We start from the raw sequence: 10,609 nt of genomic DNA, 5'->3' as shown, positions 1-10,609 counted from the left end.
TTGTTCTTTACACCTTTTGGATTTTCTTCTGTGGTATGTACTCGAATCTCTTCAAAGATCGTGTAGAGTATCTCTTTTTCTCTTCGTCATTCATAACGGGCCACAGATCGGCCATGGATACGAGCATGTTTTGAATCGCGGGTGTTTCTCGTTCTCTTGATTGCAGCTCGTCCAATTTTTGCTGCAGTTCCATCTCCTTTGAATTTTCTTCGTCCAGACGTTCACGCAATATATCTGCCGTTATCAATTCCTCAACGAACATGTATTGCCATTTCTTTTTACGTTCTTTGATCGACTCAAGGTCACGCTTTAGTTTCTGTATCTGTTTTTCAATATTGGCTTGTTGCTTTTTTATCTTTCGTTGCTCTGAAACTTTTAGTGCCTGATCTATTTGTAAATTGTTTATGTATTCCATGACCAGGTGTTCAATGTGAACCTGCCTAAATATTGGCATGCGACATGTATCGTTATCTTTCCTACGATTGCAAATATAATACGGTGTGCGAACGATTGATCCGTCTTTGCGCTTGCGACTCGTTGTTAATCGTCCATGCATAGCTGAACCGCATCTTCCGCAGCGAAGAAGGCCCGTAAACCAGTATTCCAGCTTGCGGGAGTATCCAGAACCTTTTCTCATGTGCATTAAGCGGTAATGCTCCTCGTATTCTTCCTGCGTCCAAACCGGTTCATGGTCTCCAATAGACCGTATGACCTCAATTTTTTTATCCCGATACCGTTGAGGGTATTTTCCATTAGCCATTCTCTCGCCGTATTGTATGATACCCGCATAAAATGGGTTTTCCAACGTCATGGCAACCGTTGATGCTCGCCATTCGTATCCACGACGAGTTATCCCCTCTTGATTTAGCTGAATCGCAATCTTCTTATAACTCATACGCTCTTTCATGTACATGTGACGGATACGCCGCAGGACTTCAAATTCATGCGGGATTATCTTTCCTTCATTGTCATAACCGTAAGGATACCTACCTCCGTGACGTTTTCCCTCCTTTACTTTCTGCTCCTGACCCATCCTCACCCTCTCAGAGATAAGCTCCCGTTCAAATTGAGCAAATACGCCAAGAATCCCGATCATCGCACGACCCATTGCTGTAGTGGTATCAAACTTTTCCTGTTTGGACACAAAGTCCACACCAAATCCGCTCAGATACCCTAGAAGGTCATATAAGTCGCGTACAGACCTTGTAAAACGGTCGAGTTTATAAACAAGTACAGCCTTAAACTGCCCCTTTTCCGCGTCTTTGAGAAGCTGTTTGAGTGCTGGCCGATTCGTATCCTTAGCACTGTATCCATCGTCAATGTATATCTCGACCACTTCATAATCGTTTACCCGGCAATAATCTAGCAACTGTGTCTTCTGCGCACGGATCGAAAATCCTTCCTCTGCTTGCTCAATCGTACTTACACGCAGGTATAGAACTACTTTCATCATGTTTCCTCCTAACGATAAACGAAATAGACCGCCCCACAGAAAGGTAACGGTCTATTTCTGATCGCACTTATCCAGCCGGCCGTTCTTAAAGCGGTGATGAGCCAGGTGCGTAGATGGTGCAACATCTGCGCCCTTTATTAGTTTAAGCATAAGCATAATTGTTTTCTTTTTCATTCAAATCTCTCCTTATATTCTTCTTATAATGAGTCTCCAGAATCATTTTATATAAAATTTCCTAGCAAGAACATAAAAATTTGATTGTCTTCCAATTTCCGGCTTGCAATAAATATATTAATGCGCTTACAATTTACTTACATCGGAATGATGCGAATTTCCTAGTTCATATGCCAGCTTATGGCGGCGCGGTTTCAAGTTAACCGTGCCACCTTTTATCCCTTTTACGCGAACATATGTTCTAAAACAATGGCCGTTGTGTTACTATAAAATCACCGATCATTGTTCAAATAACTTAAAAGGGGTTGTGCGAATGGACGTGAAGTATATGACAAAAGAAATCATTCGTATGAAAGGTCTACGTGCCTCTGAGGAAGAGTTATTGAAATTTTGGCTCAATCTCGTTTCTTCATCTTTGCCAAAGAGCGAAGGACTTCACGTACCATGTTTTCCACAACAGGATCATCCCGAAGATTAACTCCATACTCCTTTTCTGTTTCTTTGATGATATAATCGATTTTACTTTCCGAGAGCGTGTATTCGCTCTCTTTTTTATCTCTTCCTAACAGATAATCGACAGAAACCCCATATAAATCTGCAAGAATTTTCAAAGTATCCGTATCAGGGTCGCGCAACCCATATTCCCAATTCGCATAAGTACTGCTTTGTTTTACTCCAATTTTCTGGGCGACATATCTTTGAGACCAACCCTTTTTTCCCTGAGTTCACGTAACCGTTCACCCAGAATAGACATAATAAGCACCTCCTTCAACACTATACCACCGTTACACGAAAAAAATAATTTATTACACAAAAAGAATAAAAAACTATTGACTTACACAAAAAGAGTATTTATTATTGAGACATGGAGTTACACAAAACGAGTAATACTAAGGAGGTGAAACAAATGTATCATAAACTTCGGCAACTCCGGCTTCAACGCGGTATCAGCCAAACCTTTATTTCTAAAAAGCTTGGTTACACTTATGCTAGTGGCTACTCGAACATTGAAAATGGACGGGTTCGCCTGAAGTTTGATCAAGCTAAGATCATTGCTGATATCTTAAACGTTCCGGTCGATGAATTGGTTGACAGAGCAATCTAATTTTTAATCAAAAAATACACGATATGTGTAACCCGACTTGATCATTATACAAATTTTATAACACGTTATGAAAACTTGAAAGGTGGTATGAAAATGCAAATATCTAATCGATTCAGCAAACCGCAAATCTTTAATCACCCAATGTTTGGGAATGTTCGGGCGGTTGAATTGAATGGGAAACCGTATTTCGTCGGTGTCGATGTTGCTCGCGCTTTGGAATATGCCAATCCGAGCAAGGCGGTTATATCCCATTGCAGGGGTATTACCAAGTTGGGAATACCCCACAGACAGGAAAACCAACATGGCTTTGTAGGAGAGAGCATCCAAGAAACCAACATCATCCCCGAAGGTGACGTATACCGCCTGATTGTGAAGGCAGCCGACCAATCAAGAAACCAAGAAATCAGAGCGAAAGCCGAGCAATTTGAGCATTGGATTTTCGAAGAGGTACTTCCAACTATTCGCAAGACTGGTTCATACGATATGATCCCTCGGACACTGCCAGAAGCATTGCGCTTGGCTGCGGACTTGGCGGAAAAGAACGAAGCTCTGCGACTTGAAAATGCTCAAAAGGAAATCATCATAAGTCAATTGCAGCCTAAAGCTCGGTATGTAGATCAAATTTTGAAATCAAAGGCAACAGTAACGATCACGCAGATTGCAAAGGACTACGGACTGACCGGTACTGAACTGAACAAGATACTGCATGAAGAAGGCGTTCAGTACAAGGTAAATAAACAATGGGTGCTTTACAAAAAGCATGCGGACAGCGGATACACGAAGTCAGAAACGATCGACATTGTCAGAAGCAACGGGGAACCGGATGTGACGATGGTCACAAAATGGACGCAAAAGGGAAGGCTGTTCATCCATGAAATTTTGGCCAAGCGTAACATTGTTCCTTACATGGATCGCAAGGTGACAGCGTAGTGGATAAAATCATTCACGGAATTTGCCCAGCTTGCTATCTAACCGTTACAGAAGAACATCAGTACGTCGCCATCATCGGAAACAGTGGGACCCTATACTACCACCGAGAATGCGAACCCAGGCGATCAAAATTCATTAAGAAAAACACGCCACGTTGGATTGAAGAAGGACAACACTGTAAAAAGCTTCGTGAGGAAAATGATTATACAGTAGCGGAGCTTGCTGAATATATCGGGGTATCAGAAAACAAGCTTCGAAAATTTGAAGAAGGCAAGCCGGTAACTCATGCAAAGTTGCTAGCATTTGCGATTATACGTTTTTCGAATTACAAAAATTGATCATGGAAAAGGAGGTAAGACAATGAAACCCCAAGGCATGTCTGACCATGCATGGATTCGCATTCACCAACTTGTAGCCCATCTGGAGATCAAATATATGGACAAGCTCAATAAACGGAAAGGAGCATAACCATGGACCATCCTGCAATCATCCGTACCGAACGTACCGGATACCCTATGCCAATCCGTCACCCGCGCTTCCCCACCTCAATACCGGACGCCTGTGACGTATGCGAAACGTTTGAAGCAAGAGTTCGATTCGGACGCACGAGGCTTTGTGAAGACTGTGCGAGAGAGGAAGGGATTGAGCTGCTATGAAGACTGAGAAGGAAATCACGCAAGAAGAAGTTGACAAGATCAGTGCAGACATCCATCTGTTTTACAATCTGGTCCAGAAGGCTAAACGGAAAGGGGTGAAAGCAAAGTGAATGATTATCTCTGGTTAGCTAAACGGATGAGAAGACTTGCTAACGGACGGCAGATCGCCCGCATACTGCTCCTTAATCAAAAGCGCATGGGAAAGAGGGCATAAACAAACCGCCTCTGGAGAAGGCGGCAAGTAAAATGGTCAGTTCCATTATACCGCAAAGGTGGATATCTGTGAACCTTGATCATATCGAAACGGCCATAGGCCGAAAACTCACGCCAACAGAAAGAAGTTTCGTCGAATGGCTATATGGGTGGGACAAAAGCACGAAAGATACCTTTGATACCTTGCTCTATGAATCTTGGAAAAACGGATTAAATCAAGGAAGACAATTGAGGGAGGACTGAAAATCATGGCCAAGTCATTCACTTTATACGAGTTAAGCGATAAGCTTACTCAAGTTTCGGAAATGCTCGAAAACGGTGTGGAAGGTCTGGAAGACACGCTTGAATCGCTGGAAGGCAGTTTTAACGACAAGGTTGAATCGATCATCAAACTCTGGCGCAGCAAGTGCGCTGAACGAGACATCATCAAATCGGAAATTTACCGGCTGCAGCAGCACGCAGACAAACTGGATCGGGAAGCGAAGTGGCTGCACGAATACGTGGAACGGGAAATGAAGAATGCGAACGTGACGGAAGTGAAGTCTCCGCTGTTTAAGATCAAGCTTGGACTTAATCCTCCGAGAGTCGAAGTGCTGGACAAATCGAAGATACCGGAGCAATTCCTTCGCACGAACCTTTCCGTTGAACCGGATAAAGTGGCCATCAAGGAAGCGATTGAAAGCGGTCAGGAAGTGCCGGGAGTGGAACTTCGGCAGGATTTGAAATTGAAGGTGAGATGATATGAGCAAGGCCAAACTTTATCAAAAATTGTTGCTGTCATGTCCGAAGTCGGTCAGCTTCGAAAAGATGGTTCTGTTACAGACCGTAATGGAAAGAAAATGTATGACTATCTTTCGGAAGAGCAGACAACAGGAGAACTTCAAGCGGCATTTATCAAACATAATCTCGTTATTTTCCCGGTCAAGGTAGAAGAGGACTTTTTCTACATCGAAACCTTCCAGTACGACAAAGAAATCAAGGCACCAATCACCAAAGTCAAAGTAACCTATCAAATCTGCGACGCCGAGACTGGAGAAAGCATTGAGGTACAATCCATCGGCTATGGTTCTGACAACCAAGACAAAGGATCTAATAAAGCCATGACAGGAGCATTTAAGTACATGCAACGTCAGACGTTCATGATTTCGACTGGGGATGATGGCGACCATACCGCAAGCGATGTTTTAAATGCACAATATAGCCGTTCAGCGACTCAACAAGGCCAGCAACAGGCACAGGGTACCCAATATACAAACCGACGCGCACAATCCACTACAGGGCAAAATACAGCGCCTGACACCGTGTCGGAAGCGCAACTCAAAATGATCGGACGACTCAAAAATGAGCGGCAAATCAATGACGCAGATTACCGCGAATTACTGCAAGCCATGTACAACGTCGAGAGTACAAAACAGCTTACAAAGAAGCAAGCAAGTGAATTTATCGCCTATCTGCAGAAATCGGCATAGGAGGAACGCCATGGCTAATCCAGTACCAAAACCTTCATATAAGCGTTTCAAGCCCACAGCAAAGCAGAGGGGTAACATAAGCCCCTCTGTCTCCCAGAAGGTACACGAACGCGCTGGAGGAAGATGTGAGCGCTGCGGATGGGCGCCGGGTACATTTGACCCTACAGGTAAGCGAATGGGCCTACAACGGGCACATCTTGTCCGCAGATGGAAGCTAGAGCGTACGACCGAGCATGACATTGCCTTACTTTGTGGGCCTAGCGTTAACAGTGGAACATGCCATCACTGGATTGATTATACCGCTGAGGGACGAGAGTGGGCGGAATCATTTCGAATGAAGCTCATGGGACAGTACGTACAAGGGTAAGGAAAAAAGATTTAGAGGAGATATAAGGGGGAGAGAGGGTGCGTAAAGCCAGCCTATTCAGCGGCATCGGCGGAATTGACCTGGCGGCGGAGTGGGCCGGCATGGAGACGGTTGTGTTTTGTGAGCGCGAACCGTTTCCGCAGCAAGTGCTTCGGAAGCATTGGCCGGGTGTCCCGATCATTGATGACGTACACAACTTTACACGAAAGGAGCTGGAACGACTTGGCATCATCGGAGCAGGTCGAGCAATTGACCTTATTTCCGCCGGATACCCATGCCAGCCTTTTTCTCACGCCGGGAAGCGAAGAGGCGCGGAAGACGACCGCCACCTCTGGCCGGAGGTTAAGCGAATCTTATCGGAAATCCGGCCCCGTTGGTTTGTTGGCGAAAATGTTGCTGGACACATCACTTTGGGGCTCGACGACGTCCTATCTGACCTGGAAAACGAGGGCTACACCGCGCAACCGTTTGTTATTCCAGCTGCAGCTGTCTATGCCAGCCACCGACGAGACCGGGTGTTCATTGTGGCCTACACCGAGGACATTCGATGCAACGTCAGCAGCGAATCTACCACTGCAGAACAAGGACAGAAAAAGATCGTCTCCGACACACGAAGGACTTGTTCGAGCGGTGAAATTTTGGCCAACACCAGCGGCGCAGGATGCCAAGAACTCGACGTTGCCGCCGTCACAGATCGAACGGGACACAGTACCTGGAGCGGTGATGAGGGAAATGAAACTTTGGCCGACTCCGACAGCAAGCCAGGACTGGAAGCCAATTCGCCCGCTGGCTCCATCGGAAGCGAATGGAACGCACGGAACAATGCTGGTTGGAGCGGTGGGGTGTACGGAGCCGCACAACGTCGGCGGCCAACTCAACCCGGCATGGGTCGAGGCGTTGATGAATTTTCCAATTGGCTGGACGGAGGTTTGAATCCGCTGGACGCGCTGGCCGACTTTGTCGCAGGCTACCCGCAACCGGCGCTTATGGGGCAACCGCAGCACGAATGGGAGCCGCCGCGGGTGGCGACAGGCGTCAAAAACCGGGTGGCTCGGTTAAAGGCACTTGGCAACGCGGTTGATCCGCTACAGATTTACCCGGTCCTGTACGCAATCAAATTGATAGACGATTGGCTTCGGGGCCAGTGAGGGGGAGAGAGGATGCAGACAGCACCTATCATCACATACGAAGAGTCAGTGCGTCTTACGCAAGAAATCCTATCCCAACCTCCCGGCGATTGGACGCACAAGTTGGATGGGGTACCGGTCCGAGAGGTCGCAAGATTGATCGTAGGGAGTCACGGCCATGTAATCGTGTTTTTTCGTGGCCCTGACTATTGCGGCAGATGGCCGGCCGATCAGTTTGACGCACAAGCAATTACGTTTGTGCCGGAGCCGGAGCAATTGACACTATTCTGAGGGAGGACAAACATCCTCCCCTGTAAGGAGGACAGAGGGGATATGAAACGCTTTGACTCAATTTATGAAGCCGTCCGTCATATTAAGCGAAACCTTCCAGACGGCTTACACGACGACGTTTTTCTGATGTATCACGAGGACAAAGATCGTTTTTATGTCACTGATGATACCGATGACCTAGAAAAGCAGATCGAAGAAGACTTTTATTCGTGGGGTTATGAATCGGGCGATCCAGAAAAACATGCGGAATCTTATAAAGTGTGGTCGTACGTACTATCGGAAAAAAAAGAACGATACTCGGCATTATACGCTGATCATAAACGCACGCCACTATCAAAGAGTCATTTACGCGGTGAGATTAATGTTTCCGGCGAAATTGTAGCCAGTTTTTCAGTTAGCCAATGGTAACCCCCATAGGAGGATATACATGGGCCAATCAAACATAAAACTGATCCATCAACGCCTGCGGGCGAGGATAACGAAAGCGGAGAGATCGTCGTATTGGTACGCCGGAATGATCGGAGAAAAGTTTGAAGTGGAACGTAATCCGCAAGGTATCAAACTGACCGAATCGGAAGCTGAGAAAGTGCGGCGACGTCTCGGAGATTATCTCGACACCGCCTACTACATTGCGGAAGAAGATTGCAGATTGATACGCATTTAACCCACCCATCACCCCATAAGGGAATAAGGCATACAGCCCAAAGGAGGATATAGGGGATATGTACGTTTGTTTTGTTAAGCATCCGGGGAGTGAAAAAAATATCTGTTCGATTGTTCTGATCTTCGCATGGAAATCGCTGTTGGACATGAAGTCGTCTGCCAGACCATGAGAGGACTTGAACGCGGCACAGTCGTTTCTTACCCGACAGAAATCAGGGGAACATGTGGCGGTGATGTAGCGATCATTGAGGCAACAGGAGCCTATTGGCCGCTCAAAAAGATCGTTCGTAAATTCGGAGAGGCTGATTTGCTCGAAGAGGAAAAACGAGAAATCGCAAAACGATATATCGCCGGCCATCTGGACGAATTACCGTTTTAATCCACCCATCACCCCATAAGGGAATAAGGAGAGGATCGGGAATGCCTAAGTACAGGCTAACCATCTGCCGTGAAGTATGGGGGTACGTCGAGATCGACGCACCGGACGAAAGCGAAGCGTTGCGAAAATACGAAGATGGAGACTATGAGTCAGATTTTGTAGAAACGAAACTCGGAAATGAATCCGTGTACAACATGGAGGAAGGTGAATCCCATGATCAATAAACAGGCGAAGTTAATAGACGGACAGTCGTTGTTGAAGTGGTTGGACGTTGAAATTGATCTTTCGAGCGGTAACAGCGAGGTAGAAAAAGCAGATAGATGGGCATTCCGGCAAGTCAAAAAAGCTATTCATTCCGGCCGTTTCGACGCAACGGAAGAATCGCAGGCAGAAGTCCAGAGGTTGCGGGAGGCGTTGGGGAAGGTGTTACAGCATGAAGCAGTAGATATATCGTTTAACGGTATTCGCATCAGAGACATAATCCAAGAAGCCCTCTCCGCCACAACCGAACCAACGGAGACGCAACGGGAATCGCTCCGGTCAGAGGTGCAGTGGTTCGCAGAGCAGATGGAGGAAAATCTGCGCGAGAATGATCATAAAGGCGGATGGGAAAATGAGAGTATCTATTGGCTTTTCAGTCGCTTGAAAGAGGAATCGACAGAATTACTTCGGGCGGTTGATCTGGTTCGGGATTTGCATGATGATCCGAAGAAAATTATTAGCGAGGCCGCAGATGTAGCCAATTTCGCCATGATGATCGCAGACAATGCACGTCGCATCAACGCGCCGGAGAAGGAGGAGGAGCGACATGAGTAAATTGCGTGGTAGAAAAATTCGCATCATTTCGTCGGATCATCGACAGAATTGGTATACCGACAAGATAGGTCAGGAATTTATTATTCATAGTGAATGTAGTCGGAATCGAGAAAATCTGATTGTGCGCACTACTGTTGAACAGGCTGGATGGCCTTATGGATGGGTAAGCAAGAAGGATTGTGTATTTGTTGAAGAGGAGCCGGAGAAGGAGGATAACAATGCGTGAGATAAAGTTTCGGGCGTGGTATAAGGGAAATCCTTACCTTGCAAAACCGATCCCTGCGCAGATGGTTTATGACATCCACAAGAGACATGAAGCCTGGCCGTTTAGCTGCAGAACATTCGGCGGATTGATTGATTCGGGCGATTTTATAGTCATGCAATACACCGGCCTCAAAGACAAGCAGTGGGAAAAAGAAATCTACGAACATGACATCATCCAGTTTGCGATATTCGACTATAACGGACATGATACGCAATACAAAGGCGTTGTCGTTTTCGATGGTGGTCAATGGCAGATATGGAGAACTAAAGATGATCCTTACTTTGGATCGGACGTACCGTTTAACTTGTACATGGTCTGGTACAACGATGATGAGCTTGAAGTCATCGGCAACATATACGAGCATCCCCATCTGCTGAAAGGAGACGGGAACGAATGAATAAGAAGATGGTCGACGCTTTAAATAGCCTGACCGTGGTTGATTGGTCAGCATCATGCGGAGAACTGGAATATGTACTTGCGGCAAACACCGAAGAAAATAGGAGAGTCTTACTCGAATCCGGGTTTACGGCAGAGCAATTGGCAGAAGCAACCGACGGCTTAGATGAAAATGATATTGATTTGGCTTATCTTGCAGTTAATTACGCAGGTGTCTTTTGTTGGATTAAGACAAAGGGTTTTGTTAGTGAGGACGAGTATGACGAGTGGCGAAAAGGGAGGGAAAACGCATGATGCGGTTGACT

The 10,609-nt window shown here is 46.2% G+C and carries 16 protein-coding genes; 14 read left to right on the top strand and 2 right to left on the bottom strand.

What is annotated here, in order from left to right; translation table 11 throughout:
• Nucleotides 1-7 precede the first annotated feature (7 nt).
• Nucleotides 8-1,453 (bottom strand): recombinase family protein, encoded by a 1,446-nt coding sequence (locus PACILC2_RS00410; RefSeq protein WP_213526740.1) that lies wholly within the window; start codon nt 1,451-1,453, stop codon nt 8-10.
• Between the two features lie 569 nt (nt 1,454-2,022).
• Complete coding sequence (locus tag PACILC2_RS00405; RefSeq protein ID WP_244863115.1) at nt 2,023-2,307, bottom strand: helix-turn-helix domain-containing protein; 285 nt, start codon at nt 2,305-2,307, stop codon at nt 2,023-2,025.
• Between the two features lie 227 nt (nt 2,308-2,534).
• Between PACILC2_RS00405 and PACILC2_RS00400 the strand changes: the two genes are divergently transcribed.
• From PACILC2_RS00400 to PACILC2_RS00335, 14 genes are all read left to right on the top strand, one after another.
• Nucleotides 2,535-2,732 carry a helix-turn-helix domain-containing protein gene (locus PACILC2_RS00400; protein WP_213526739.1) on the top strand — a complete coding sequence of 66 codons (198 nt, stop codon included), beginning with the start codon at nt 2,535-2,537 and terminating at the stop codon, nt 2,730-2,732.
• A 93-nt stretch (nt 2,733-2,825) separates the two neighbouring features.
• Nucleotides 2,826-3,662: a phage antirepressor gene (locus PACILC2_RS00395; protein ID WP_213526738.1), complete on the top strand. Its 837-nt coding sequence runs from the start codon at nt 2,826-2,828 to the stop codon at nt 3,660-3,662.
• Nucleotides 3,662-4,000: a helix-turn-helix domain-containing protein gene (locus PACILC2_RS00390; protein WP_213526736.1), complete on the top strand. Its 339-nt coding sequence runs from the start codon at nt 3,662-3,664 to the stop codon at nt 3,998-4,000. Before PACILC2_RS00395 ends, PACILC2_RS00390 begins: the two co-directional genes overlap by 1 nt.
• A gap of 779 nt (nt 4,001-4,779) precedes the next feature.
• A complete protein-coding gene (locus PACILC2_RS00385) occupies nt 4,780-5,271 on the top strand; it encodes a siphovirus Gp157 family protein (protein ID WP_213526734.1) in 492 nt (163 codons plus the stop codon).
• A 27-nt stretch (nt 5,272-5,298) separates the two neighbouring features.
• Nucleotides 5,299-6,000, top strand: a complete 702-nt coding sequence (locus PACILC2_RS00380; protein WP_280515242.1) for an ERF family protein — start codon at nt 5,299-5,301, stop codon at nt 5,998-6,000.
• Nucleotides 6,001-6,405: 405 nt separating this feature from the next.
• A complete protein-coding gene (locus PACILC2_RS00375; protein WP_213526730.1) occupies nt 6,406-7,515 on the top strand; it encodes a DNA cytosine methyltransferase in 1,110 nt (369 codons plus the stop codon).
• Between the two features lie 312 nt (nt 7,516-7,827).
• Nucleotides 7,828-8,193 carry a hypothetical protein gene (locus PACILC2_RS00370; protein ID WP_213526728.1) on the top strand — a complete coding sequence of 122 codons (366 nt, stop codon included), beginning with the start codon at nt 7,828-7,830 and terminating at the stop codon, nt 8,191-8,193.
• A 19-nt stretch (nt 8,194-8,212) separates the two neighbouring features.
• Entirely contained in the window at nt 8,213-8,449 is a 237-nt protein-coding gene (locus PACILC2_RS00365) for a hypothetical protein (RefSeq protein ID WP_213526726.1), read from the top strand.
• Between the two features lie 126 nt (nt 8,450-8,575).
• The gene (locus tag PACILC2_RS00360; RefSeq protein WP_213526724.1) at nt 8,576-8,827 is read left to right on the top strand and encodes a hypothetical protein; all 252 of its coding nucleotides are present in this window, start codon (nt 8,576-8,578) and stop codon (nt 8,825-8,827) included.
• A 41-nt stretch (nt 8,828-8,868) separates the two neighbouring features.
• A complete protein-coding gene (locus tag PACILC2_RS00355) occupies nt 8,869-9,051 on the top strand; it encodes a hypothetical protein (RefSeq protein WP_213526722.1) in 183 nt (60 codons plus the stop codon).
• Nucleotides 9,041-9,643 carry a hypothetical protein gene (locus PACILC2_RS26030; protein ID WP_244863114.1) on the top strand — a complete coding sequence of 201 codons (603 nt, stop codon included), beginning with the start codon at nt 9,041-9,043 and terminating at the stop codon, nt 9,641-9,643. The genes PACILC2_RS00355 and PACILC2_RS26030 overlap by 11 nt, the downstream gene beginning before the upstream one ends.
• A complete protein-coding gene (locus PACILC2_RS00345; protein ID WP_213526720.1) occupies nt 9,636-9,869 on the top strand; it encodes a hypothetical protein in 234 nt (77 codons plus the stop codon). The genes PACILC2_RS26030 and PACILC2_RS00345 overlap by 8 nt, the downstream gene beginning before the upstream one ends.
• Complete coding sequence (locus tag PACILC2_RS00340) at nt 9,862-10,305, top strand: YopX family phage-derived protein (protein WP_213526718.1); 444 nt, start codon at nt 9,862-9,864, stop codon at nt 10,303-10,305. The genes PACILC2_RS00345 and PACILC2_RS00340 overlap by 8 nt, the downstream gene beginning before the upstream one ends.
• On the top strand, nt 10,302-10,598 hold the full coding sequence (locus PACILC2_RS00335; protein ID WP_213526716.1) for a hypothetical protein: 297 nt from the start codon (nt 10,302-10,304) through the stop codon (nt 10,596-10,598). The genes PACILC2_RS00340 and PACILC2_RS00335 overlap by 4 nt, the downstream gene beginning before the upstream one ends.
• The last annotated feature ends 11 nt before the right edge of the window (nt 10,599-10,609 follow it).

It is taken from the genome of Paenibacillus cisolokensis (assembly GCF_018403665.1).
GTDB classification, from domain to species: domain Bacteria; phylum Bacillota; class Bacilli; order Paenibacillales; family Paenibacillaceae; genus Paenibacillus_AH; species Paenibacillus_AH cisolokensis.
This window is presented reverse-complemented; position numbering and strand designations above follow the sequence as displayed.